Below are 24777 nucleotides of genomic sequence, written 5' to 3'. Positions count from 1 at the left end.
GAGAATAATTTTTTAATAGAAGCTGGAATTCTTTCAGAATTGATTCCAACTTCCTATACTCTAGGTTCTGCGGTCAATCTGGCCATGATTGTGCTTTTTATTGTGGTAGGTCCGTTGTTATTCCTCATTTTGATTCCAAAAAACAACAAGCAAAAAGAATTATCTGATCTTTTGATCCTGGATAATTCAGAAAAAGAAACTTCAGTAAAAGCAGAAGCAGAATCATATCAGCTTCCTTTTAGGGCCCTCTCCGACATTTTGAATAATAGCGCCTATTTACAAATGACCATTGCACTTTTTGGTTTCATTTATATTGGCCACTACTTCTACACAAATGGGTTTGATCTGAATTTTAATATCATCATATTTATGTTTTTGATGATTGGCCTATTTCTGCATAAGACCCCGCTTCGTTATAGCATATCCATGAAACGTTCGAGTAGCAATATTTCTGGAATTCTTTTCCAATTTCCATTTTATGCCGGTATTATGGGAATTATGTTTTCAACGGGTTTGGGTGATAAAATTGGAGAAATTCAATCATCAATTGCCACCATGACCAACTATCCTTTTTTAGCCTATGTTTCCGGTGGTTTGGTGAATTTTGCCATCCCATCCGCAGGTGGAGAATTTGCTGTAATAGGTCCGAGCATTATTAATGTAGTAAAGGAACTGGGTGCAGGGTTGAGTGAATCTGAAGTTACGTCCATGATTGCCAGAGCATCAATGGCCATAGCTTATGGAGAAAGCCTGAGTAATGCCCTTCAACCTTTCTATTTACTTATAATTTTTCCTGTAATGGCAGCCGGAACCAAATTGCAGGCAAGAGATATTATGGGGTTCTTCGTAATTCCATTTATTTTATTTTTTATCATTCAGTCGGCACTACTGGTTTGGATGCCTTTATAAAGTTGTAAATCAAACCTTTATCTTGTCTTTACTGGTTTTGACTAATTCAGTAGTTAACCTAATTTTTTCAACAATCAATTATTGAACAAAATTTCTTAAATTTAATTCTTCCTCATGATCTAAAAATTGAGATATGTGTTACGATATCAAGGCAAGTCTGGAAGCCCAGTTAAAAAGGGCCAGACATTACGGAAACGAGAAGGCCATTGAGGAGATCATTGAAAAACTGGCGCCCTTATCGGACCTGCCGCTTTATCATGTATCGGGTTTTAATCACCCAAAATTATTTATTTATTCGGATCGTTCTCCATATGAACCAACTCTTGCAACCTGGGGTCTTGTTCCGTTTTGGGTAAAAGATAAGTCACAATTAAAAAAACTGTGGAACAATACTCTTAACGCAAGAGGAGAAACCATTTTTGAGAAGCCCTCCTTCCGAAATTCAGCCAAAAATAAAAGATGTATTATTTATGTAGACGGCTTTTATGAACATCATCATTATGCCGGCAAAACCTATCCATTTTATGTGAGCAGGAAGGATAATGAACCTTTGCCGCTGGCCGGACTCTGGAGTGAATGGGTAGATACAGAAACTGGGGAATTGATCAATACCTTTTCTATAGTGACAACGGTAGGCAATGCTATGATGTCCAGGATCCATAATAATCCAAAGGCAGCTGGACCCCGAATGCCTTTAATTTTGCCAGATGAACTGGCAGATAAATGGCTGGAGCATATCGAGGACGATTTGGATAAAAGAACTATTCAGGAATTGATACAATCATATCCGGAAGATGAACTAAAAGCTCACACAGTAAGCCGGTTAAGGGGGAAAGATTATCCGGGTAATATAAGAGAAATTACAAAAGAAGTTGCCTATGCCGAATTGGAATTTTAAAGTCCTTCTATATAACAAATTACAGATTGAAAAAAAAATAGTTTTTAACCTAATAGGAATTGCTTTAATAGCTCTTGTTTATGCCTGTACCGGGGTAAATGAACCTTCTAAAATTACGATTGCGGCTGCGGCTAATACCCAATACGCATTGGAGTCAATTATAGAAAAATTTACTGAAAAGACTGGTATAAGCTGTGAATTGATCATAGGTTCTTCTGGTAAGCATACCGCTCAAATTATTGAAGGCGCACCCTTTGATATTTTTGTCTCGGCTGATATGAAATACCCTTCGGATCTTTATAAGAAAGGCCTAACCACAGCAGCCCCTGAGATCTATGCCTATGGAAAATTAGTGCTCTGGACAATGGTTGACGGACTGCCGATATCTATAGAAAACTTAAATGATTCTGACATTAAACATATAGCACTCGCAAATCCTAAAACAGCACCCTATGGACAGGCAGCTCTTGAAGTACTGGAAAAAAATGGGCTTTTATATGGTCTTGAGAATAAATTGGTATATGGTGAAAGTGTTGCCCAAACCAATCAATTTATATATTCGAAATCGGCTGAAATAGGATTTACGGCCCAATCAGTGGTACTTTCACCTGAAATGAAGGGTGAGGGGTATTGGGTTTTTATAAATGATTCAAGCTATACTCCAATTTCACAGGGTGTAGTCGTAATAAATCAACCCAATAGAAATAATTCGCAGGCGTATAAATTTTATAAATTTCTTTTCTCCAAAGAGGCGAAGATTATATTAAAAGATTTCGGATATTCGGTAGATGAATAGTTTAGAGGGTCATATCAAAGAAGTGCAGGTAAACGGTAATTTGTCGCTTGTAACTGTAGCGCTTTCTGATCAAATACTATTTAAGGCCATCGTCATAGAAACTCCGGAAACGGCTTCCTATTTAACTCCAGGTCATTTGGTTAAGGTTTTATTTAAGGAAACAGAAGTTATTATCGGCAGGGACATAAAGCATTTAATAAGCCTTCAAAATCAAGTTAGAGGGGTAATAAGAACTATTGAACGTGGTTTATTATTAAGCAATATCATGATCAATACCCCGGCGGGTGACATAAGTTCCATTATTACTACCAATGCCTTGGATCAGCTTAGTTTAGAAGAAGAATTAACCGTATGTGCTATGGTTAAAACTAATGAAATTATGCTCTCTGAATGATGAATTGGGATCCACTTTTTATTACCTTAAAACTTGCTGTTGTTACTACGGTAATTTTATTAGCTATTTCCATACCATTGGCATACTGGTTAGTAAATACAAAATCCAGATCCAAACCCTTTATCGAAACTCTTATTAGCATGCCTTTGGTTTTGCCTCCAACTGTACTGGGATTTTATTTCCTCGTAGCCTTCAGTCCGGGAAACGCATTTGGGAATTGGATAGATGAATGGCTGGGCCTTAAACTGGTGTTCTCATTTGGTGGACTTGTCCTTGCCTCCATAATCTATAGCCTGCCTTTTATGGTTCATCCCATACAATCGGGTCTTAGCATTCTACCTCATTCACTCACGGAAGCTTCCCAGGTGATGGGAAAATCAAAATGGACCACTTTATTCAAGGTACTGCTACCCAATTGCAAAGCTTCCTTATTAACCGGCATTGTGCTTGCTTTTGCACATACCGTAGGTGAATTTGGAGTTGTACTGATGATAGGCGGTAGTATTCCCGGAAAGACCAAAGTTGCGTCAATAGCAATATATGAGGAAGTTGAAGCGATGAATTATGGTGCCGCTAATTTCTATGCTACAGTATTGTTTATCATTACATTTTGTATCCTGCTTATGGTTTATTTAATAAACGGTGGGTATCTAAAGCGCTTTTGGAAATGATTAAAATTGATATTCATAAAACTTTAAGTGCCTCTGACGGACAAATGAACCTTCGCATAAAATGTGAAATTAAAAAAGGGGAATTGGTTACTCTTTATGGTGAATCCGGTGCCGGAAAAACCTCTACTTTAAGAATCCTTGCCGGCTTATTAAAGCCAGATAAGGGTATTATAACTGTAGAAAATGACAATTGGGTAGACACCAAAAATAGGAGTTATTTGTCTCCCCAAAATAGGAATATAGGATATGTTTTTCAGGATTATGCCTTATTTCCAAATATGACGGTACTACAAAATCTGGAGTTCGCATCTAAAAAAGGACAGCATAAAAAAGTGATCACAGATCTTATAGAAATGATGGAACTTGGTGATCTGCAACTTAGAAAACCACAAACACTTTCAGGGGGTCAGCAACAAAGGGTTGCCCTGGCCAGAGCTCTGGTTCGCAAACCAAATATTCTTTTATTGGACGAGCCACTTGCCGCCCTGGACTATAAAATTCGATTGAAACTCCAGGATTACATTACAAGAATTCATAATGAATATGGTCTGACTACTTTATTGGTAAGTCATGATATAGGCGAGATTATCAAACTTTCTGATCGGGTTTTTGTACTTGAACAGGGAAAAATTGCCAGAAAAGGTATTCCAAATGATATCTTTTCCAACAAAAAAGTCAGCGGTAAATTTAAATTTGTCGGGGAAGTTTTGAAGATAGAACCCCAGGATGTTGTCGTTATTGTTTCGGTTCTTATTCAAAACAATGTGGTTAAAGTAGTTGCCGATAAATCTGAGGTACAATCCCTGGGCATTGGTGATAAAGTAATAGTTGCCTCTAAAGCCTTTAATCCAATTCTCTATAAAATTGAATAATATGAATTCTGATAGTAAACCGGCATTACTTCTTATCGATATTCAGAAAGGGTTAGATGATATTGACTACTACGGAGGCCATAGAAATAATCTTCAAGCTGAATCAAATGCAAGAAGAATCCTCGAATTCTGGAGAAATCATAAGCTTCCCATATTTCATATTAAACATAACTCAACCAATCCGAATTCCCCGCTTGCTAAGGGCCAGCCAGGGAACGAATTCAAGGTTATTGTAGAGCCATTGGCGAGCGAAACAATTATAGAGAAAGAGGTGAACAGTGCTTTTATTGGTACAAATTTAAAACAACAATTAGACGAACTTGCAATAAAAAAAATTGTGATAGTTGGACTTACTACAGATCACTGTGTGTCGAGTAGTACAAGAATGGCAGGGAATTTGGGATATGATACATTTTTAGTTGCTGACGCAACGGCTACTTTTGATAAAGTAGGTGCCGATGGAACAAAATACAAAGCAGAAATGATTCATGAAGTTGAATTAGCCAGTTTACATAATGAATTCGCTACTGTAATAGCCAGCGATGATCTTTTGAAAAGCTTCAAAGAGATACTTTAAATTTGGCAGTATCTATACCCAGCCACCCTGTGTAATTATGTAACTAACCACATGAATCGCGATTATCTTAAAATCCTAATAAAAGTAGGTGGTCCCTATCAAAAACAGGATACGAAATCTTAAAAAAAAGCGTTAATCTATCATATGAAAATAAGAACCTTCTTTCTGATACTATTTATTGGTTCGGCGACAATTTGGGCTCAGGAATGGCAGACAGATTTCAACTATGCCAAAGAAATGGCTAAAGCTGGAAATAAACCGATAATTTTAGTTTTTCAAGGCTCAGATTGGTGTGCACCTTGCATAAAACTTGATCAACAGATTTGGAGCTCTGAAGAATTCAAAAATTATTCTTCAGACCATTTTGTTATGGTATTGGCAGATTTTCCGCGTAAAAAACAAAATATGCTCACGGCCGAACAGCAGGAAAAAAATGAACAGCTAGCGGAAACTTATAATAAAAATGGATACTTTCCATTAGTTGTTGTCCTTGATAAAGATGGGAAGGTTTTGGGACAAACTGGTTATAAGAAAATAACCGTTAAAGAATATATCAGTCTTTTAGAATCTTTTTCCGGGTAAATGGCAAAACAAATTAGCATCATTTTCATTCTACTTTTAAGTACTGTTCCTTTAATGGCACAGCAATCCTTTCATAGAAACCTAAAATTAATGGGCAGTGGTTTTCAAATTACTGTGGTCGTAAAGGATTCAACTGAAGCCAATAGCGTAATAGACCTTGCAGTAAAAGAGATTTCAAGAATTGAAAAGCTCATTTCTTCCTGGGACCCTAATTCCGAGACATCTGAAATCAACTTGAATGCCGGAATTAAGGCGGTTAAAGTAAGTGCAGAATTATACAACTTAATTGAAAGGGCTATAGGTCTTTCAGGATTAACTGATGGCGCATTTGATATAAGTTATGCGTCTATGGACAAAATCTGGAGATTTGATGGTAGTATGAAAAAAATGCCTTCAAACGAAGAAATAAAGTCATCCGTTGATAAGGTGGGATTCCAAAAAATAATTCTGGATTCCGGGAATAAAACGGTTTTCCTTAAAGAAAAAGGAATGAAAATTGGATTCGGAGCCATAGGGAAGGGATATGCGGCAGATAAGGCAAAAGCCTTATTGGTTAAAAACAACGTTAAGGCAGGTATTATTAATGCATCGGGAGACATGAATACATGGGGCAGACAGCCTAATGGTAATGAATGGACCGTGGCTATTACGAATCCACTAAATAAAACCAAAGCGGCTGCCGTTTTGCCAATTTCGAATGGTGCTGTAGTTACTTCCGGCAATTATGAGAAATTTGTGCGATTTAACGGTATTCGATACGCGCATATTATTGACCCTAGAACAGGTTATCCCGCTACCGGTATTTTGAGCGTAACTGTATTTGCTCCAAAAGCAGAATTGGCAGATGCGCTTGCAACATCTGTATTTGTAATGGGTAAAGAAACAGGATTAAACCGAATTAATCAGTTACCTCAGGTAGAGTGCATAATTATTGACGAAAGTGGGAAAGTATTTACTTCCGATAATATAGAAATAGACAGGATATGATTAAAAAAATTGTTTTAGTAGCATGTATCCCTTTAGCTTTAAATAGTTGTGTTGCAGTAAAGGGATACGAAAAAGTAAATATCAATGATCCTGATATGGTACTATCGGAAAAGTTATCAGACAGAAACATAACCATATTTCATTCTTATCGGGAAGCTGCAGTTGGTGCAAATGGAGGTAAAACTGGTGGCGGTTGTGGATGCAATTAATCTGACGATGAGCAGAATTAAACTCCCCTTTTTTTAGAAAAACTATGTCATTTCATAAACTCATACTTTTTATTGGTCTCTTCATGGTCTTTGGTATTTGCCATGCTCAGAATCCGGGCCAAAGTGACGGAGATTATAAAAAGAGGGTTTTGGAAACCGCTGAAATAGACATTTTAGCTAGTTACTATAGTCAGGATGGCCAAAATGCGGCTGTAACAGGTGGACTTGGCACTGAAGAGTTAACAGATATTACCGGAACATTGGTAATTGCAATTCCTTTAAGTGATGATGACGTACTAACAGTGGATGCCGGTATTTCGGCATACACCTCTGCCTCATCTAGTAACATAAACCCGTTTGACAAAGGTTTTGCAGATCCTTTTATAGCTGCCTCGGGCGCCTCCAGGGATGATACCTGGTATAATATTTCAGGAAATTACAGCCATAGTTCAGAGGATAGGAATTCCATATGGACCGCAAATCTTTCATATTCCACAGAATACGATTACACCTCTCTGGGTTTTGGGGGTAGCTATACAAGATTATTCAATGAGAAAAATACCGAACTTGGGTTTAGGGGTAATGTATTTCTAGATAAATGGACGCTCATCTACCCCTATGAACTTCGACCCTTTGCCCCGGGTGGCAGGGGATTGAATGATTTTTTATTTATAGAAAATACCATTACAGGAAATCCTGATTACAATCCGTCTTTTACTGTTTTAACGGATGAGAATAGAAATTCCTATTCTTTTGGCGTTGGTTTGTCGCAAATCCTTTCCAAAAACATACAAGGAACTTTTTTAGCCGATTTAGTATTGCAGCAAGGCTTGCTTTCCACACCTTTTCAGCGGGTTTACTTTAGTGATGTTGCAGATTCTTTTATTGATAATTTTCATCTCGCGGATGATATTGAACGCTTGCCGTATTCCAGGTTTAAAGTAGCACTGGGGGGCCGACTTAACTTTTTTATCAATGAATATCTGGTTGTACGATCATATTATAGATATTATTTTGATGATTGGGGCATAAATTCAAATACACTAAGTATTGAAGTTCCCGTAAAAATTGCGGAAAAATTCACTTTATATCCTTCATATCGCTTTTACAACCAAAAGGCCGCAGATTATTTTGCGCCATATAATGAACATCTTTCAAGCTCGCAATTCTACACTTCAGATTATGATTTGTCTGATTACAATGCAAATCAATATGGTTTCGGTATTAGTTATACCAACATAATTATGAAACAACATAAATTGAAATTAGGTTTGAAGAGTATTGATTTAAAATATAATTATTACAAAAGGAATACAGGTTTAAGCGCAGGAATTATTACCGCCGGTTTTAAATTTGTAGTTGATTAAAACGATTGCCGTTATATTTGAATGTCCTTTGTTAAGACAACCCAGTATATATGAAAAAAAACGAGCTTAAAGCTCGTTTTTAAATTTGTATAGATGGCTCTTTATTTGGCCACATTGACCGAACGTGTTTCACGTATTACTGTAACTTTTACCTGGCCAGGGTAGGTCATATCGGTCTGAACTTTCTGAGAGATTTCAAATGAAAGCTGTGCAGCTTTCTCATCACTTACTTTTTCACTTTCAACAATAACCCTCAATTCCCTTCCGGCCTGAATGGCATAAGCTTTTTGTACACCTCCAAAAGCAAAGGCGATATCTTCAAGGTCTTTTAGTCTTTGAATATAGGAATCCAGCACCTGTCTTCTTGCTCCGGGACGGGCACCACTAATAGCATCACATACTTGTACGATTGGTGATATTAAGGTTTTCATTTCTATTTCATCATGGTGGGCTCCAATGGCGTTGCAGACATCCGGTTTTTCCCCAAATTTCTCGGCCCATTGCATCCCTAAAATTGCATGAGGTGTTTCCACTTCTACCTCGGTATTTGGCACTTTACCTATATCATGTAATAAACCTGCTCGCTTGGCTATTTTTGGATTCAACCCTAATTCTGCCGACATTACCCCACAAAGTTTTGCTACTTCTCTTGAGTGTTGTAATAAGTTCTGTCCGTATGAAGATCTATATTTCATCCTACCTACGGCTTTAATCAATTCCGGATGCAATCCATGAATGCCCAAATCAATAACAGTGCGTTTTCCAACCTCAACAATTTCTTGTTCTATTTGCTTTTCAGTTTTTCGCACAATCTCCTCAATCCTGGCCGGATGAATTCTGCCATCCGTAACAAGTTTATGTAAAGACAATCGGGCTACTTCTCTTCTAACAGAATCAAAGCAAGATAGTATAATAGCCTCCGGGGTATCATCAACAATTATTTCTACTCCTGTTGCAGCTTCAAGTGCCCTGATATTTCGTCCTTCCCTTCCAATAATACGACCTTTAACATCATCAGATTCAAGGTTGAATACAGATACACAGTTTTCAACAGCTTCTTCAGTACCAATGCGCTGAATTGTGTTTATGACGATTTTCTTGGCTTCCTGCTGCGCTGTAAGCTTAGCATCCTCCATTGTGGTCTGCAAATAAGCCATTGCATCTGTTTTGGCTGTTTCCTTTAAAGATTCAAGGAGCTGGCTTTTTGCATCTTCTGCCGATAAGCCGGAAATGACCTCTAACTGTTGAACCTGTCTTTTATGAAGTTTTTCAAGTTCAGATTGCTTTTTATCGTAAAGTTCAGATTTGTGCTCGAGATCTTTAAGTCTAATTTCAAGTTGTTCATTTAGCTTTCTGTTCTTAGCCAATTCTCCGCTTATCTGTGATTCTTTATCCCTTGTTCGTTTTTCAGATTCGGCAATCTTTTTGTTTTTGTTTATGATTACTTTCTCGTGTTCTGCTTTTAATTCTAAAAACTTCTCCTTAGCCTGAAAAATCTTATCTTTTTTAATATTCTCGCCTTCTATATTGGCTGTTTTTAGGATAGAATTCGCTTCTTTTTTTGCATTAGCAACGGTCTTTGATGCCTTACCCTTCTCTAAGACTTTTGCTACAACTAATCCTATTACCAAACCAACTAAAGCTGCTATTGCAATTGTTGTAATATCCATAACCTATTTTAATAATTAATACTTTCCTGCCCCTAGTTAAAGTATGAATGCAGCGCTTGAAAATAATGCGAGCAATCACTAAGTAATTTGACTTTAAAACTATTATTGTTAATCCCCAACGGGTAAAAAACAAATCGAGATCAGGTCTCAAAATGATTCATAAAACCAATTTAAATAAAAAACCCACATTGGTGAAGTTCTGTACAAACTCCTATAAACAGGTTTAGGGCTAACAAATTGATCCAAATTAGTGTTGAGTTCGTCAAAAATTAAATACCAATGTGGGCAGTAACTTTGTATTATGTTAAAGAACTTATTTTATACTAAGCTTAGAGTTTACCAGCTGATCCAACGCCCTTAGGCGTTCTTTAACTTCTTTGGTATCCTCTGTATTATCTATGCCTCTTTGTTCAATCTTGGAGGCAAACTGCAAGGCACACATGGCCAAGACATCTTGTTTGTCCCTAACGGCATAATTTTGCTCAAATTTCTTGGCAAGCTGTTCTATATTCTTTGCAGCCTTTCTTAGTCCTTCTTCCTGACTCGGGTCAATGGTCAAAGGATATACCCTATCTGCGATAGAGAGCTTTATTTTCAGCTTCTCTCCCATATTTCTTATTAACACTACTCAGCAAGTTGAGCTATACAATAATCCAACTCTCTAACTAATGTATTTATTTTGAGCTTTGCTTCAGTTTTATTATTATCACTGCCCAGCATTGAATTTGCAAGCTTAAGAGAATTATATCTTTCTTCCCATTCCAAAATGGTATTCCTTATTGTCTCATCCTCATTTTTAAGAGTAACAATTTCCTGCTCCAATTTTATTTTAGACTGATTTAGCAATTCTATTTTGTGTAGGAGCTTGCTAATTTTATTCTCTAAGGAATCAACGATTTCAACCAATTCGCTCATATGCAAATTACAATACGTTTTACACAAAGTTAACACACCTCAAACGACTTCGCAATAGTTTTTGCAATTATTCCTGAAGTAACACTTTAAATCCAAGAAATAGGACTATTCCACAAATTGAAATAAATATTAAAGAAAATTATGGTTGTTAACAGACCTTTTTTCCAAGTTTAACTCGTATTAATTAAATTCGCATCAACTTAGCAGCTATGAGAATACTTATATTAAGCCTACTTCTTCTTACCGTTCTTACTGGTTTGGGTCAGGAAAAGTACCCCCTAAACACTTTCAGGCCTCCTTTGGATATCCCGTTAGTACTCGCAGGTACATTTGGTGAATTACGATCAAATCATTTTCATTCTGGTATTGACATTAAAACCCAACAGCGACAGGGATTGCCCGTGTATGCGATAGGTAATGGTACGGTAACAAGAATAAAAATAGGACTTTGGGGATATGGGAAAGTTATATACATCGCCCATCCCAATGGTTATACCTCGGTATATGGACATCTTCAAAAATTTTCGCCGGAAATTGAATCCTTTATTAAAAGGGTTCAATATGAGAAAAAGTCATATGAAGTTGAAATATTTCCCGATTATGGCGACATTAAGGTCTTAAAAGATCAGCTTATAGCCTATAGCGGAAACACAGGAGGGTCTTCGGGGCCTCATTTGCATTTTGAAATAAGAAGTAGTATTTCTGAAAAACCAACTAACCCACTTCTTTATGGTTTAGAGGTGCGCGATGCCACCAATCCAACGCTTGTTAGTTTATTTGCTTATCCATTGTCTAAAGACGCGCAGGTAAATAGAAGCAGTAAGAAGATTCAAATTAAATTCAACAAACAAAAGGATGGATCTTACCTGGCAGATAAAGTCTACGCCTCCGGAACAATTGGTTTTGGTGTAAACACCTATGACAGGCAAGATCTCGCGGCCAATAAGAATGGAATCTATTCTATTCAACAATTAGTGAATGGAAAAATTTACACCGATTTTAATTTTGAATCGTTCTCATTTAAAGAAACCCGATATATCAATACTCTGATAGATTACGACCATTTTGGGAAATATCACCAGCGCATACAACGCTGCTTTATTGCACCGGGAAATCGACTTGAAATATATAATCAACTATATAATGAAGGAAAAATTGCTGTTGCAGAAGGACTTTACTACAAAGTGGAAATCCTAATAAAGGATCTGCATGATAATCTGGTAAAACTAGTTATTCCTGTTGAAGGAAAAAGACAGCAGCCACTTGCTATTAAGAATGAATTGAAGACAGATTATTTTATTATATCTAAACAACCTAATAATTATGACCTAAGTGCAGCAAAAGTCTATTTTCCGGCAAATACCTTTTATAATAATTTTTATATGGACCTCCAAAAAGGTAAGGATACAGTTGTGATTCACAACAATAGGATCCCGGCACACAAAAACTTTACAATTACTTTTGATGTAACTAAATATCCTCCACAGCAGCGAAAGAAAATGTTCATAGCTCGTCTCGACAGAAAAAAGAAGGCTAATTATATGACCACTTTTAAAAGAGGGACAACCTTTACTACCAGAACCAGAAGCCTTGGTACTTATACCCTGGCGAAGGATACAATTCAACCAAAAATACGTTCTAAGAACTTTAAGGAAAAGCAATGGTTAAATAACTACCGTTATCTCAGTCTTACGATTTCTGATGATCTAAGTGGCATTGACACTTATTCTGCCACATTAAATGGCGAATGGATATTAATGGAATACGAACCCAAAACAAAAACACTTACCTATAATTTTGATGACAAAATTCTAAATCAAACGCAATGTGAGCTTAAAGTAATCGTTACAGATAACGTAGGGAATTCAAATACCTTTACCAGTAGTTTTTACAGAAAATAAACTTTTGAAGTGTTCTAAACTCTTATTCCTTCTTGCTCTATTGGGTTCGATTACTTTGGTAAGCGGGCAAAAGGCATCAATAACAGGGGTAGTTCTGGGAGTTAATGATGAGCCATTATCCGATGTAAACATAACTACCAAGGGTCATGGCACCTATACGGATTCAACCGGATTTTATTTACTAGAAGTAATTCCTGACAGGGAAATAACAATTATTTTTACTCATTTAGGCCATAAAAATGTAATCCTGGAGAATTTAATCCTTACTACTAATGAGACTTTTGAATTCAACCCGGTAATGAAAACTGATGTAATTCAGGTAGATGGTGTTGAAGTTACGGCAAGCGGAGAAAAAAGCGCGGAAGGTATAACAACCATTTCCGCACAACTTGTACGAAAAATTCCAGGAGCAAATGCAGGTGTAGAAAATGTGCTGAAATTACTTCCGGGAGTTTCTTCCAATAATGAACTAAGTACGCAGTATTTTGTGAGGGGCGGGAATTATGACGAAAACCTGGTTTATATCAATGATATTGAGGTCTACCGGCCGTTTCTAGTGCGTTCCGGTCAGCAAGAAGGATTAAGTTTCGTAAATAGTGATATGGTCCAAAATCTGGAATTCTCAGCTGGTGGTTTTCAGGCTCATTATGGGGATAAACTATCCTCTGTCTTGGATATTACCTATAAAAGTCCAACCGAGTTCGGGTTGAATATTGAAGCTAGTTTTCTTGGAGGAGGAGTTACACTTGAAACTATATCCAAAAATAAAAATTTCACTAGTGTAACCGGTGTCCGTTACAGAGACAATAGCCTTCTGGTAAATAGCCAGCAGACCAATACGAATTTTACACCGGCCTTTGCAGATGTACAAACCTATCTTACTTACCATTTCTCCAGAAAATTCAACTTGAACTTTTTAGGAAATCTTTCTGTTAATGATTATAAAAATGTGCCTTTTTCCAGACAGACCAATTTTGGAACAATTAGCGATCCTAAGGCTCTTGTTGTTTTTTATCAAGGAGAAGAAGATAATAACTATAAAACCAGCCTAGGGGCACTAAAAGCTGATTATTACGTAAATGACAATGTTTCACTAAGTTTTATAACTTCTGTTTACCATACAACGGAAGAAGAATATTCCGATGTTATTTCACAATATGAATTAGGTGAGATTGATACAGATCTCGGCAGTAACAATCTTGGTGATGTAACCTCCACAAGGGGATTAGGTACTCAGTTTAACAGAGCAAGAAATGATCTTGACGCGCTCATATTGAATGTGGCACATAAAGGCAAACTGAGTAAAAACGAGGAGTCCTGGGAATGGGGGATTAAATATACTCATGAAGACTTTAGAGATCAAATACGTGAATCTGAATTTTTGGACTCTTTAGGCTATTCGGTGAGACCTCCAACTGATGAGTTTATAAACAATCAACCGCAAGATCCTTTTAACGCAGCAATAGTACCGTACACATCTGTTTCCGCTTTGAATTTCGTAAAAAATAATCGTCTGTCCGGATATCTTCAATATAGCCGAAGAGCACTATGGAACAGCAGTAATATTTATTATAACCTAGGATTCCGGACCCAATATTGGACGGTTAGCGGGGAAGGGTTTTCCAGTAATTCTCAGATTATTTTCAGCCCAAGAGGACAGTTTGCAATCAAACCCTCATGGAGGGTCGATATGTTATTTAGAATTGCCGCGGGGGTCTATCAACAACCTCCATTTTATCGTGAATTAAGAGACCCCACTGGTACTATTCAACCAGACGTAAAAGCACAAAAATCTGTACATTTTATAGTTGGCAATGAATATAGCTTTGAGCTCTGGAACCGGCCTTTTAAACTAGTAAGCGAATTGTATTATAAGAATTTGACTAATGTAAATCCTTACACTCTTGATGATGTCAGAATACGTTATGCCGCTGCTAATAATGCGAAGGCCTATGCTTATGGATTTGATATGAGAATGAATGGTGCATTTGTCCCGGGAACAGAATCCTGGGTAAGCCTTGGTTTTCTTAAAACCGAAGAAAATATTGATAACAGAGGGTATATTTCAAGGCCAACAGATCAAAGGTTTCAATTAGGCATATTGTGGCAGGATTACATCCCAACAATACCCAGTTTAAGGATGTATTTGAATCTTGTTTACAACACCGGAGTACCCGGAGGTTCACCAAGTTATGCCGATCCTTATAATTTTCAGAATAGATTAAGAGATTATAAACGTGCAGATTTGGGTATTTCCTATATTTTTGTAGGATTAAATAAACAATACCCAAAAGGTCACTGGTTATATAGCTTTGAAGAATTAAACTTTGGTTTTGAGATTTACAACTTATTTAACAATCAAAATTCCATAACCAACACATGGGTAAGAGATGTGGATAGTAAACTGGAGTTTGCGGTTCCCAATTACATGACATCCCGTGTGTTCAACCTGAAATTAAGTATGCGTTTTTAGTTAATTTAGAATGAAAAAATTACTTTTAATTACCCTTCTTGCCTGCGGCACTTTTATCAATGCCCAAAAAAATGTATACGAAAGCAGCAAATTTGATGCCCTTAGTAAGGATCATCATGTGCTGGCTATTATTCCGTTTTTTACGCATCTTACCTTAGAAGAAAAAATTACCAAGGAGGAATCTTCTAAATTAGAAGAAAAAGAAGGCTATGCGGTACAGGATGCCCTGGAGACCTATTTTGGCCTGGGAAAGAAAAAGAAGAAATTCACAGTTGATTTTCAAAATATTAAAAACACTAATGCCTTACTCGCTAAAAAAAACATTACTTACAATAATATAGATACTTATACCATTAAAGAACTTTCAGAAATTCTGGAGGTAGATGCCATAGTAAGTGGGAATTTGGAACTAAATATCCTGCTCTCTAAAGGAATTCCTGTTGAGTTTAGCTTTATGGACTATTTCATAGGTGATTCTAATCACGGTAGAATCGGCATCAAAATAAGTGATGGAAAAACAGGGAAATTACTGTGGAAATACGAGAATGAAATCAATAAAAAATCCGGAAGAAATACAGCTGACATGATTGATAAAATGATGAAAAAACTGGTGCGCAAATTTCCATATGACAAGGGGAGGATAAGAATGAATAAAAATCCTAAGTCTGACTAAACTCTTTCAAAACCCCAATTACGTAGTCTACTTCTTCTTTTGTGTTATATTTTGAAAAAGAAAACCTGACAGAAGGCTTTTGCAGTTCTTCATCAGACAAAATTTCTGCCAGTACATGTGAACCGCCACTGGCGCCTGATTGGCAGGCACTCCCCTCCGAACAAGCAATCCCTTTAAGATCCAAATGAAATAAAAGCATTTGCGATTTCTCTTTACTAAATGGCAGGCAAACATTTACCAAAGTATAGGTACTCCTTTCCAAATTTCCCGAATATCCGTTAAATTCAACCTCAGGTATAGCTACTTTGATCTTTTTAATAAAATATTCTTTAAGGCCGGTGATGTATTTTCTTTCCTCTTCCAGATCATCATAGGCAGCAACGAAAGCCTCTTTTAACCCTACAATATTGTGAATTGGTTCAGTTCCTGCCCGGTAACCGCGTTCTTGTGAGCCGCCTAGTATTAGAGGTTCTAAATTGGTGTTTTTTCTTATAAAAGCAAAGCCAACCCCTTTGGGTCCATGAAATTTATGAGCTGAGGCTACCATAAAATCAATCGGTGTGGTTTGTACGTCCCATTTGAAATGACCTATAGATTGTACTGTGTCTGAATGGAAAAGTGCACCATTAGCTTTGCATATCACCGCGATCTCCTGAAGATCCAAAATATTACCAATTTCATTGTTTACATGCATTAGGCTAACTAATTTTATTGAATCATCTGCCAATAATAACTTTTCCAAATGCTGAATGTCCGGATTACCAAAACTATCAAGGTCAACAAATTCAATAAGGATACCGAACTGCTTTTGTAAGGCCTCTGCAGTATGTAATACGGCATGATGCTCTATTTTTGAAGTAATAATAGTTTGAACCCCCATGTCCTTGACAGCGCTTCTTAAAATCATGTTATCTGCTTCGGTACCTCCGGATGTAAAAATAATTTCAGAAGGTTGGGCGTTCAAATATTTGGCAATTGTTTTGCGCGCTTGCTCAATTTCCGTTTTGGCGCTTCTTCCAAATCCATGAATAGAAGAAGGATTACCATAAGAGTTGACCAGGGCATCCTGCATTTTTGCAATTACTTCTTCCCTGACAGGGGTTGTAGCAGCATTATCAAAATAGATCTTTTGCATGAATAAGCTTTGGATTGAGAAACAAAACCAAAAATAATCGAAATAAACTTAAACTCTTCACAAAATCAACTCAAGTCACTAGGATAATAGCCTTAAATTCATTTAAATTTGAGGCATGAACAGAGTATTTTTATTTTTTATTTTTTGCTTTTTCAACTCATGTGATGACGGAGATTTAATAATAGAAGCAGTAGATTTTAACGATATCAGTATCACATTCTGTGAATCTACTACAACTATTAACAGCACGCTATTCTTTAAACTCAATTCAGCCGAAGCTTTAGTTCTTGAATTGCAAAGTGGTATCCTTAAGAATGAAGTTTCTACAGACACTATTAAGAGTGCAATTCCAGGACAATCCCAGTTGATATATCGGACTTTTTCCGACAATATCTCTAATAATTATTTTTGTGATGCGGTACCACCAATCACACCAACGGTGGTTGAGGAGTTCGAAGGTGAAGGGGGAGACGTATTTATTACAACTGTGAAGAGTGAAAGCGATTCAACCATTTATGAGCACAAAATTGAATTAAGTGGAATTTCACTGGTAAATGCAGAAGGTCAGCGAATATCTGACCTGCAGATTAATGATTTTGGCACCATAACCACCACGGAGTAATCTATTCACGAATTCTGATAAATATAGACTTCAGTAGCACCTAAACCATATTTTTGATAATCTGCATCATAGTATTTTACATTTTCGTATCGCTTAAATAAATAATTCAATTCTTCTTTAAGAACCCCTGCCCCTACTCCATGAATAAACACCACTTTTTGTATTCTTTTGCGAATGGCAAATTCAAGCTGTCTTTTAGCCGTTTCCATTTGTATATTCAGCATATCATAATTAGTCATCCCCTTTGAAGAAGAAACGAGTTGATTAATATGTAAATCAACTTCCATTTTGGGTGCACTACGCTCTTTTGCTTTAACTTTTCTGATTTTTGGTTTCCCCGTCTGTTCCTTGACTGCCTTCACCTGTGCAACTTCAATATTACTTACTTTAATAGTATTTATTCCTTCAGTATGCATCAATTCGGATGCAGTAAAATCCATATCAAAACCTTCAGGAGTCCGTATTGTTATTAAATCGCCCTTAATAAGCATAACTATCCCTGTAATGTTATCGTCTATGACTTCAGCCTTGTCTCCTTCTTTAAAATTTCTCATTGTCCTTTCTCATTATTTATTCATCTGTTTTAGTCCAAACCTTAGAAGATTTATAAATTCCAAACATCAGTAAAATTATGCCTACACACATGGCATACTCCTTCTTAACCAACTGGTCTCCCGTAGCCATAATAATTGCACCGGCCATAATAAGCAAAAAATAAATGATTCGATTTGTTTTCATTCCTCAAAAATAATGGTATTTTTCGGTTGAATAATCTGCCAAAATGAAAATAGCTTCATCCATATTGCTTTTTTTGAATGAAGATTATATGTTACCCTGCATGAATAAGCAGCTTTTAGGTATAGAATGTACTGGATGTGGTATTCAAAGAGCAGCTGTTTTACTCTTTCATGGAGAATTTATTGAGGCTTTTAAAATGTATCCCGCAATATACCCTATAATACTGCTTTTGGGCTTTTTATTGTTAGATAATTTAATGACCATAAAATATGCAAATAAGATAAGTATATTCTTAATGATAGCCAGTGTAACAACAATATTGATCAACTTTATTTTAAAATTTTTCTAATCAAGCGAATACTTCATGGAACAACAAAAATTACCTAATGTAACCATAGCCATTGTACTTTCAATTCTTTCATACCTATGTTGCTGTTTTGGTGGCTTTCCGGCGGCTATTATTGCAGGAATAGCATTTTTTCTGGTATATAAGGATGAAAATAAGTATAAAGAAAATCCGGAATTGTACTCAAACTACAGTCAGCTAAAAACAGCTAAAATATTATCGATCATTGGAATGGTATTAGGAATAATTTGGTTCTCTATATCCGTTTATCAGATTAATAAAATAGGTGGTTGGGACGCTTATATGGAACAAGTTCAGGAAATGACGGAACAATGGGAGGAATAAATCTAATTAGAAAATTAAAAAAATGAATCTACAACCATTACCGGGGGCTAGCAATGCTCTGACGATGGGAATAATTTCCATCATAGGAGCCATAACATGTTGCGGCCCTTTTGCAATTATTTTTAGTGCAATTGGCTTAAGTAGTGCCAATAAAGCGGAGGCGCTTTACAAAGAACATCCTGAAAATTATTCTGGTTATGAAAGTGTCAGAACCGGCCGGATTTTGTCTTATGTTGGAATGGCCCTGGCCTTAATATATCTCGTTTTCGGAATCCTTTATTTTGGGGTTATAGCTGCTTTTATTACTAGCGGAAACTTTTAAAAACAAAATTTAACGAATTAGACTTAAATAAAAGACCCTCGTACTGAGGGTCTTTTATTTGTAACTGGCAGTACAATATAAGTCCTAATTGGCTACCTCGCTCATAAATTTTAGCCGGTATAGTCGCAATTCTTCATCTTCATATTCACCATCAAATTCTTTTTGTGCTTCTTCGATATTGTCAGATTCAGCTTCCAAGAAATAATCATGAATATCACCCTGTTGATCCTCATCCAATATTTCGTCTATCCAATAGCCTATGTTCAATTTAGTACCGCTAAAAACAATTTGTTCCATTTCCTTCACTAAATCTTGCAATTCAAGTCCTTTTGCAGAGGCAATATCATCCAAAGGCAACTTTCTATCCACATTCTGAATAATATACAACTTAAGAGCGGAATTAGCTCCTGTACTCTTTACAATAAGGTCATCCGGCCTAATTATTTCATTCTCCTCAACATAATTCGTAATAAGTAACACAAAGGGTTTTCCATATTTTTTTGCCTTGCCCTCACCTACTCCATGAATATTTATCATTTCCTCCATGGAAATAGGGTATTTTAGAGCCATGTCATCAAGGGAGGGATCCTGGAAGATAACAAAAGGGGGAATATTTAACTTTTTAGCTTCACTTTTCCTGAGATCTTTAAGTAAACGCAATAATTTTTCGTCTGCGGCCCCTCCAGCACTCTTTGAGGCAGTAATTATGGCGTCGTCATTTTCTTTGTTATATACATGATCCTTCGTCATCATAAAGGAAGTAGGATTTTCAAGAAATAAAGATCCTTCACTTGTAACATGTAATATTCCGTATTGTTCAATTTCCTTTTTTAGTAACCCGGCAACCAATACCTGCCTGATTAAGGCCATCCAATAACTTTTGTCCTTGTCAGATCCAATACCAAAAAAAGGTTTTTCATCGGTTTTGTGTGAAGCAATTAGTGCATTAGTAGAGCCCATAAGTGCCAGGACAATTTCTTTAGCCTTAAACTTTTCTTTAGTGCCTTGGACCGTTTTGATTAGCTTGATAACATTTTCTTTCGCTTCTTCCTTTTCCTTAGGATTTCTGGCATTATCATCCATATCTGCACCATCGCCATTCACCTCATCAAATTCTTCTCCAAAATAATGAAGAATAAACTTTCTTCTTGACATAGATGTTTCGGCATATGCAACAATTTCCTGAAGAAGGGCGTTCCCAATTTCCTGTTCTGCCACCGGTTTTCCGGACATAAATTTCTCTAACTTTTCCACATCCTTATAAGAATAAAATGCGAGGCAGTGGCCTTCACCTCCATCCCTTCCTGCACGTCCTGTTTCCTGATAATAACTTTCAATACTTTTGGGTATGTCATGATGGATGACATATCGCACATCTGGCTTGTCTATTCCCATTCCAAAAGCAATAGTCGCGATGACCACGTCCACATCTTCCATAAGAAACATGTCCTGATACCTGGAACGTGTCTTGGCATCAAATCCGGCATGATAAGGCACGGCACTTACCCCGTTAACCTGCAATACCTGGGCTAGTTCTTCAACTCTTTTCCTGCTTAAACAATAAATTATTCCCGATTTACCACTATTCTTCTTTACAAAACGAATAATATCCGCATCTACATTTTTTGTCTTAGGCCTTACTTCGTAGAACAAATTGGGCCTGTTAAAAGATGCTTTAAAAACCGTTGCATTTGTTATTACAAGGTTTTTGATAATATCTTCCTGGACTTTTTGTGTAGCTGTTGCCGTTAAACCAACAATCGGGATGTTATCGCCCAACCTGTCAATAATAGCCCTTAGATTTCTGTATTCCGGCCTGAAATCGTGTCCCCACTCAGAAATACAATGCGCCTCGTCAACCGCAACAAATGAAAGAGGTACAGATTGTAAAAATTGCACATATTCCTCTTTTGTGAGGGATTCGGGTGCTACATAGAGCAATTTTGTTACACCATCTAAAATATCTTGTTTTACTTCCTTAACCTGAGTTTTGGTTAAAGAAGAGTTCAGAACATGAGCAATTCCGGCATGTGAGGAAACAGCTCGAATGGCATCAACCTGATTTTTCATTAGAGCTATTAAAGGAGATACCACTATAGCTGTCCCCTCTTTTAAAAGGGCAGGAAGCTGATAACATAGTGATTTTCCACCTCCTGTAGGCAGAATTACAAAGGTGTTTTTGTTTTGAATGACATTTCTTATAATATCTTCCTGCAGTCCTTTAAATTTGGAAAACCCAAAATATTTTTTTAGCGCAGCATGTAGTTCAATTTCATTCAAAATCAGTGCAAATTTAGTATGTCGAGTCTGCTATTATAACTATAATCGTATTTAAACTTAAGATATTTCTTTTTGTCCTTAGGCGAGTAATTATGATAAATTATATTGTTTGTAGTTTAGAATCTCCTATAAAATAAGTTTGTGTAATTTTGTTTTCTTAAATATAATACATTCTTTTAAAATCTGTTTACATATTAAGTTAATTTCTATAATCGTAAACATATAATTTCAAAACCATATTGAGTAATCACAAAGCTATAATAGCTACTGCTAAAAAAACCATCAAAACGGAAAGCGACTCCATTGCACACTTGTCCACACTTTTGGATGAACAATTTGCACTTGCCGTAAATTGCATTTATAAATCATTGGGGCGTGTAGTAATTACTGGTATTGGCAAAAGTGCAATCATTGCTTCTAAAATAGTAGCTACCTTGAACTCTACGGGGACACCGGCAATTTTTATGCATGCAGCCGATGCTATACATGGGGATCTGGGTACAATCCAGAAAAATGATGTAGTAATTTGCATCTCCAAAAGCGGAAATACGCCTGAAATAAAAATGTTGGTTCCGTTAATTAAACAGGGAAATAACCGGTTAATTGGAATGTGTGGGAATTTAGATTCATTTCTGGCTGAAAATGCAGATTTTGTTTTGAACACTTTTGTTCAAAAAGAAGCCTGCCCAAATAACCTGGCACCAACTACCAGTACTACGGCCCAACTTGTAATGGGTGATGCCCTCGCTATCTGTCTTTTGGAATTGCGAGGATTCAGTAGTCAGGATTTTGCTAAATATCATCCGGGTGGAACACTTGGAAAAAAACTTTACCTGAGAGTTTCCGATATTGTCGGAAACAATTTAAAACCCCAAGTGGACGTTGATGCTGATGTAAAGCAGGTTATTATTGAAATTTCTGAAAAATTGTTGGGTGTGACTGCCGTTTTGAACAATGACAAAATTGTTGGAATTGTTACAGATGGTGATCTCAGGCGGATGCTTAACAAATATGAAAACATAAATGGCTTGAAGGCTAAAGACATAATGACAACTAATCCTAAGACGATTGGTGCAGATGTTCTTGCCATAAAAGCATTGAAAGAAATGCGATCTTTCGGCGTATCTCAATTACTGGCTGTGAATGGAGAAGAATATGTAGGTGTTGTTCATTTACATAATCTAATTAATGAAGGAATACTTTAATGGCACAAGCAACTGGAGACCCTAATGAAATGTCCTTTTTGGACCATCTGGAACAACTGCGTTGGCATCTTATTCGATCAACTATTGCGGTAGTTCTGATTGGTATAGTGGCTTTTCTAATGAAAGACTTTATTTTCGACACGGTTATTTTCGGACCAAAAAAACCAGACTTTCCCACCTATGGCGTATTCTGTAAACTCTCCAGGCTCCTTGGTTTTAGTGAAGCATTTTGTGTAACGGAACCGATATTTACTGTTCAGAGCAGGCAAATGGCGGAACAGTTTTCTGCCCATATTTGGACGTCTATCTGGGCTGGATTTATTCTTGGTTTCCCTTACATTCTTTATGAAATGTGGAAATTTGTCAGTCCCGGATTATATGATAAGGAACGCAGCAATTCCCGTGGTTTTATATTTATTGCTTCTTCCCTATTTTTTCTGGGCGTACTATTTGGTTATTATGTTGTAGCCCCTCTTTCAATAAATTTTTTAGGTGGTTATTCCGTCAGTGATGAAATTGTTAGGGAGATAGATTTAAGCTCGTATATTTCAACCGTAAGGGCGGCTGTAATCGCCTGCGGTATAATATTTGAACTACCAATAATTATATTCTTTCTTACAAAAGTTGGGTTGGTTACCCCGGAGATACTTAAAAAATATAGAAAAATTGCTCTCGTTATTGTACTTATACTCTCCGCTGTAATCACACCTCCGGATGTCGCAAGCCAGATTATAGTAGCTGTACCCGTTCTTATCCTTTACCAGATAAGCATCTACATTTCAAAAGTTGTATTACGGAGAGAAGCAAAAAAAGAAAATAAAAATATCAAAACCAGTTGAGGAGTTTAATGCCTGCCGTTTTAAAATGAATGGGAAATTGTTACTGATAACAACAAAATAATAAAGAGGATCTTCAATCTGGATATAAACGGACATATTGAAGGTGTTTTGAATGAAAAATCTAAGAATTATTGGGAGCAACTGGAGTTTCAGGAAGGTTAAAAAAACTATAATTCTGAACAGTAGAAAGTAGAATGACTTAGATTTGAAAGATAATTCTTCTGAATGAAATTAAGAGCAGATAACATAATGAAAGCCTACAGAGGGCGCAAGGTGGTTAAGGGTATTTCCCTGGAAGTTAACCAGGGAGAAATAGTAGGGCTGCTGGGTCCCAATGGAGCTGGAAAGACTACCTGCTTCTACATGATTGTAGGGCTTATAAAACCCAATGGAGGACAGATTTTTTTAGATGATACTGAGATTACAAAATTTCCGATGTATAAAAGGGCTCAAAACGGTATAGGCTATTTAGCCCAGGAGGCATCAGTATTTAGAAAATTAAGTATTGAGGATAATATCTTAAGCGTTTTACAACTTACGACACTGAGCAAAAAAGAGCAACACATAAAAATGGAGTTGCTTATAGAAGAGTTTGGACTTGGGCATATTAGAAAGAATAGAGGAGATTTGTTATCCGGTGGTGAACGCAGACGTACAGAAATAGCAAGAGCCTTGGCTACTGACCCTAAATTTATACTACTTGATGAACCGTTTGCTGGTGTTGACCCGGTTGCGGTTGAAGATATTCAGCGAATTGTGGCTCAATTAAAAAATAAGAATATTGGTATCCTGATCACTGATCATAATGTTCAGGAAACCCTCGCAATAACAGAACGATCTTACCTGATGTTTGAGGGTGGCATTTTAAAATCGGGCATACCTGAAGATCTTGCAGAAGACGAAATGGTGCGCAAAGTCTATTTAGGAAAGAATTTTGAACTTCGTAAAAAGAAATTGGATTTTTAAAATACTCCTTCTACAAGGACCAGGCAATAAACATATTTGGTAAACAGCCCGGATAATAGGGAAGTCAACGAAAATTGATTTATAT

At 36.7% G+C, this 24777-nt stretch carries 28 protein-coding genes; 21 read left to right on the top strand and 7 right to left on the bottom strand.

Annotation, left to right across the window (positions count from 1 at the left end):
• From Q0X66_RS11250 to Q0X66_RS11200, 11 genes are all read left to right on the top strand, one after another.
• On the top strand, positions 1-909 hold a 909-nt coding region (locus Q0X66_RS11250), incomplete at its 5' end, for a TIGR00366 family protein (RefSeq protein WP_297706380.1).
• A gap of 133 nt (positions 910-1042) precedes the next feature.
• The gene (locus tag Q0X66_RS11245; protein ID WP_297706378.1) at positions 1043-1807 is read left to right on the top strand and encodes an SOS response-associated peptidase; all 765 of its coding nucleotides are present in this window, start codon (positions 1043-1045) and stop codon (positions 1805-1807) included.
• The gene (gene modA, locus Q0X66_RS11240) at positions 1788-2603 is read left to right on the top strand and encodes a molybdate ABC transporter substrate-binding protein (RefSeq protein ID WP_297706376.1); all 816 of its coding nucleotides are present in this window, start codon (positions 1788-1790) and stop codon (positions 2601-2603) included. The genes Q0X66_RS11245 and modA overlap by 20 nt, the downstream gene beginning before the upstream one ends.
• The gene (locus Q0X66_RS11235) at positions 2596-2997 is read left to right on the top strand and encodes a TOBE domain-containing protein (protein WP_297706374.1); all 402 of its coding nucleotides are present in this window, start codon (positions 2596-2598) and stop codon (positions 2995-2997) included. The genes modA and Q0X66_RS11235 overlap by 8 nt, the downstream gene beginning before the upstream one ends.
• The gene (modB, locus tag Q0X66_RS11230) at positions 2997-3668 is read left to right on the top strand and encodes a molybdate ABC transporter permease subunit (protein ID WP_297706398.1); all 672 of its coding nucleotides are present in this window, start codon (positions 2997-2999) and stop codon (positions 3666-3668) included. The genes Q0X66_RS11235 and modB overlap by 1 nt, the downstream gene beginning before the upstream one ends.
• Positions 3665-4540 (top strand): ATP-binding cassette domain-containing protein, encoded by an 876-nt coding sequence (locus Q0X66_RS11225; RefSeq protein WP_297706372.1) that lies wholly within the window; start codon positions 3665-3667, stop codon positions 4538-4540. Before modB ends, Q0X66_RS11225 begins: the two co-directional genes overlap by 4 nt.
• A 1-nt stretch (position 4541) precedes the next feature.
• Entirely contained in the window at positions 4542-5117 is a 576-nt protein-coding gene (locus Q0X66_RS11220; RefSeq protein WP_297706369.1) for a cysteine hydrolase family protein, read from the top strand.
• Between the two features lie 144 nt (positions 5118-5261).
• Positions 5262-5699 carry a thioredoxin family protein gene (locus tag Q0X66_RS11215; protein ID WP_297706367.1) on the top strand — a complete coding sequence of 146 codons (438 nt, stop codon included), beginning with the start codon at positions 5262-5264 and terminating at the stop codon, positions 5697-5699.
• The gene (locus Q0X66_RS11210) at positions 5700-6686 is read left to right on the top strand and encodes an FAD:protein FMN transferase (RefSeq protein WP_297706365.1); all 987 of its coding nucleotides are present in this window, start codon (positions 5700-5702) and stop codon (positions 6684-6686) included.
• The gene (locus tag Q0X66_RS11205; protein ID WP_297706363.1) at positions 6683-6895 is read left to right on the top strand and encodes a DUF4266 domain-containing protein; all 213 of its coding nucleotides are present in this window, start codon (positions 6683-6685) and stop codon (positions 6893-6895) included. The genes Q0X66_RS11210 and Q0X66_RS11205 overlap by 4 nt, the downstream gene beginning before the upstream one ends.
• Before the next feature lie 83 nt (positions 6896-6978).
• A complete protein-coding gene (locus tag Q0X66_RS11200; protein WP_297706396.1) occupies positions 6979-8262 on the top strand; it encodes a DUF3570 domain-containing protein in 1284 nt (427 codons plus the stop codon).
• A 101-nt stretch (positions 8263-8363) separates the two neighbouring features.
• Here the strand turns inward: Q0X66_RS11200 and rny are convergent, their stop codons facing one another.
• The 3 genes from rny to Q0X66_RS11185 form a co-directional block, all read right to left on the bottom strand.
• Positions 8364-9932: a ribonuclease Y gene (gene rny / locus Q0X66_RS11195; protein WP_297706361.1), complete on the bottom strand. Its 1569-nt coding sequence runs from the start codon at positions 9930-9932 to the stop codon at positions 8364-8366.
• Positions 9933-10245: 313 nt separating this feature from the next.
• Positions 10246-10542, bottom strand: a complete 297-nt coding sequence (locus Q0X66_RS11190) for a cell division protein ZapA (protein WP_297706359.1) — start codon at positions 10540-10542, stop codon at positions 10246-10248.
• Between the two features lie 14 nt (positions 10543-10556).
• The gene (locus Q0X66_RS11185) at positions 10557-10847 is read right to left on the bottom strand and encodes a hypothetical protein (protein ID WP_297706357.1); all 291 of its coding nucleotides are present in this window, start codon (positions 10845-10847) and stop codon (positions 10557-10559) included.
• 209 nt (positions 10848-11056) lie between these two features.
• Here Q0X66_RS11185 and Q0X66_RS11180 point away from each other — a divergent pair, with 209 nt between their 5' ends.
• From Q0X66_RS11180 to Q0X66_RS11170, 3 genes are read left to right on the top strand one after another with little or no spacing between them, the layout of a single operon-like run.
• Positions 11057-12748 carry a M23 family metallopeptidase gene (locus Q0X66_RS11180; protein ID WP_297706355.1) on the top strand — a complete coding sequence of 564 codons (1692 nt, stop codon included), beginning with the start codon at positions 11057-11059 and terminating at the stop codon, positions 12746-12748.
• 4 nt (positions 12749-12752) lie between these two features.
• On the top strand, positions 12753-15221 hold the full coding sequence (locus tag Q0X66_RS11175) for a TonB-dependent receptor plug domain-containing protein (protein ID WP_297706353.1): 2469 nt from the start codon (positions 12753-12755) through the stop codon (positions 15219-15221).
• A 10-nt stretch (positions 15222-15231) separates the two neighbouring features.
• The gene (locus tag Q0X66_RS11170; RefSeq protein ID WP_297706351.1) at positions 15232-15894 is read left to right on the top strand and encodes a hypothetical protein; all 663 of its coding nucleotides are present in this window, start codon (positions 15232-15234) and stop codon (positions 15892-15894) included.
• On the opposite strand, the gene Q0X66_RS11165 is transcribed toward Q0X66_RS11170, so the two are convergent.
• Positions 15881-17029, bottom strand: coding sequence for a cysteine desulfurase family protein (locus tag Q0X66_RS11165; RefSeq protein WP_297706349.1), 1149 nt, complete (start codon positions 17027-17029; stop codon positions 15881-15883). The genes Q0X66_RS11170 and Q0X66_RS11165 overlap by 14 nt on opposite strands.
• A 115-nt stretch (positions 17030-17144) precedes the next feature.
• On the opposite strand from Q0X66_RS11165, the gene Q0X66_RS11160 reads away from it, so the two are divergent.
• Positions 17145-17651 (top strand): hypothetical protein, encoded by a 507-nt coding sequence (locus tag Q0X66_RS11160; RefSeq protein ID WP_297706348.1) that lies wholly within the window; start codon positions 17145-17147, stop codon positions 17649-17651.
• A 5-nt stretch (positions 17652-17656) separates the two neighbouring features.
• On the opposite strand, the gene Q0X66_RS11155 is transcribed toward Q0X66_RS11160, so the two are convergent.
• Both Q0X66_RS11155 and Q0X66_RS11150 read right to left on the bottom strand, forming a co-directional pair.
• The gene (locus tag Q0X66_RS11155; RefSeq protein ID WP_297706346.1) at positions 17657-18205 is read right to left on the bottom strand and encodes a Smr/MutS family protein; all 549 of its coding nucleotides are present in this window, start codon (positions 18203-18205) and stop codon (positions 17657-17659) included.
• A gap of 16 nt (positions 18206-18221) precedes the next feature.
• Positions 18222-18389, bottom strand: coding sequence for a hypothetical protein (locus Q0X66_RS11150; RefSeq protein WP_297706344.1), 168 nt, complete (start codon positions 18387-18389; stop codon positions 18222-18224).
• A 43-nt stretch (positions 18390-18432) separates the two neighbouring features.
• On the opposite strand from Q0X66_RS11150, the gene Q0X66_RS11145 reads away from it, so the two are divergent.
• Genes Q0X66_RS11145 through Q0X66_RS11135 form a run of 3 tightly spaced genes read left to right on the top strand, consistent with a single transcriptional unit; the run spans position 18433 to position 19402 of the window.
• A complete protein-coding gene (locus tag Q0X66_RS11145) occupies positions 18433-18738 on the top strand; it encodes a DUF2752 domain-containing protein (RefSeq protein ID WP_297706342.1) in 306 nt (101 codons plus the stop codon).
• Positions 18739-18753: 15 nt separating this feature from the next.
• On the top strand, positions 18754-19080 hold the full coding sequence (locus tag Q0X66_RS11140) for a CCC motif membrane protein (RefSeq protein WP_297706340.1): 327 nt from the start codon (positions 18754-18756) through the stop codon (positions 19078-19080).
• A gap of 22 nt (positions 19081-19102) precedes the next feature.
• Positions 19103-19402, top strand: coding sequence for a CCC motif membrane protein (locus Q0X66_RS11135; RefSeq protein WP_297706338.1), 300 nt, complete (start codon positions 19103-19105; stop codon positions 19400-19402).
• An 84-nt stretch (positions 19403-19486) separates the two neighbouring features.
• Here Q0X66_RS11135 and recQ read toward each other — a convergent pair whose 3' ends face one another.
• The gene (gene recQ, locus Q0X66_RS11130; protein ID WP_297706394.1) at positions 19487-21688 is read right to left on the bottom strand and encodes a DNA helicase RecQ; all 2202 of its coding nucleotides are present in this window, start codon (positions 21686-21688) and stop codon (positions 19487-19489) included.
• 233 nt (positions 21689-21921) lie between these two features.
• On the opposite strand from recQ, the gene Q0X66_RS11125 reads away from it, so the two are divergent.
• The 3 genes from Q0X66_RS11125 (at position 21922) to lptB (ending at position 24692) form a co-directional block, all read left to right on the top strand.
• Positions 21922-22887 (top strand): KpsF/GutQ family sugar-phosphate isomerase, encoded by a 966-nt coding sequence (locus tag Q0X66_RS11125; RefSeq protein WP_297706336.1) that lies wholly within the window; start codon positions 21922-21924, stop codon positions 22885-22887.
• On the top strand, positions 22887-23726 hold the full coding sequence (gene tatC, locus Q0X66_RS11120) for a twin-arginine translocase subunit TatC (protein WP_297706334.1): 840 nt from the start codon (positions 22887-22889) through the stop codon (positions 23724-23726). Before Q0X66_RS11125 ends, tatC begins: the two co-directional genes overlap by 1 nt.
• Positions 23727-23951: 225 nt before the next feature.
• Positions 23952-24692 (top strand): LPS export ABC transporter ATP-binding protein, encoded by a 741-nt coding sequence (gene lptB / locus Q0X66_RS11110; protein WP_297706332.1) that lies wholly within the window; start codon positions 23952-23954, stop codon positions 24690-24692.
• The last annotated feature ends 85 nt before the right edge of the window (positions 24693-24777 follow it).

It is taken from the genome of uncultured Eudoraea sp. (assembly GCF_947260015.1).
Taxonomy (GTDB): Bacteria; Bacteroidota; Bacteroidia; order Flavobacteriales; family Flavobacteriaceae; genus Eudoraea.
This window is presented reverse-complemented; position numbering and strand designations above follow the sequence as displayed.